The organism is Roseateles sp. P5_E1, assembly GCF_054049335.1.
In genome coordinates this window covers 1-560 of the sequence record NZ_JBFUMN010000384.1, presented here as the reverse complement: position 1 = coordinate 560, position 560 = coordinate 1, and the positions used below count along the sequence as shown (strand labels likewise).

Annotated in this window: 1 protein-coding gene and 1 pseudogene; both read left to right on the top strand. The window is 67.7% G+C overall.

The window, feature by feature from the left end; genetic code table 11:
- Positions 1-331 (top strand): annotated as a pseudogene (gene mutL, locus ACXJKJ_RS31665) (DNA mismatch repair endonuclease MutL); the annotation flags it as partial.
- Between the two features lie 11 nt (positions 332-342).
- On the top strand, positions 343-560 hold a 218-nt coding region (locus ACXJKJ_RS31660; RefSeq protein ID WP_457395669.1), incomplete at its 3' end, for a hypothetical protein.

Genomic DNA, 560 nt, shown 5'->3' with positions numbered 1-560 from the left:
CACCCGCTCCGGTCCTGGATCGCTGCATGTGCGCAGCATTCCGGCGTTGCTGGCCAACGCCGAGCCGGAAGGCCTGCTGCGCGACGTGCTCACCGACCTGCGCGAACACGGGCAAAGCCGACGCATCGCCAGTGCCCGCGACGAGCTGCTGTCGACCATGGCCTGCCATGGCGCGGTGCGCGCCAACCGGCGCCTGACCGTGCCGGAAATGAACGCGCTGCTGCGCGACATGGAAAACACCGAACGCTCGGGTCAGTGCAATCACGGCCGACCGACCTGGGCACGTTTTTCRCTGGCGGASATSGACCGCTGGTTCCTGCGCGGACGTTGAAGGGGAGAGTCATGCAGACTTGGGGAAGGGGACTTGGCGCGGCGATGCTGGCGCTGGGACTGGCAGCCTGTGGGAACACGCCGCAGCCACCGGTGGCGGTGGCCGACGATCCCGCGTTCGCCGCCGAACAGCAGCAGTGGCGCCTGCAACGCTACGAGGAGCTGCATGCCGCCGATGGCTGGACCAGCCTGGTGGGCCTGCACTGGCTGGAGTACAAGGCGCATTACAT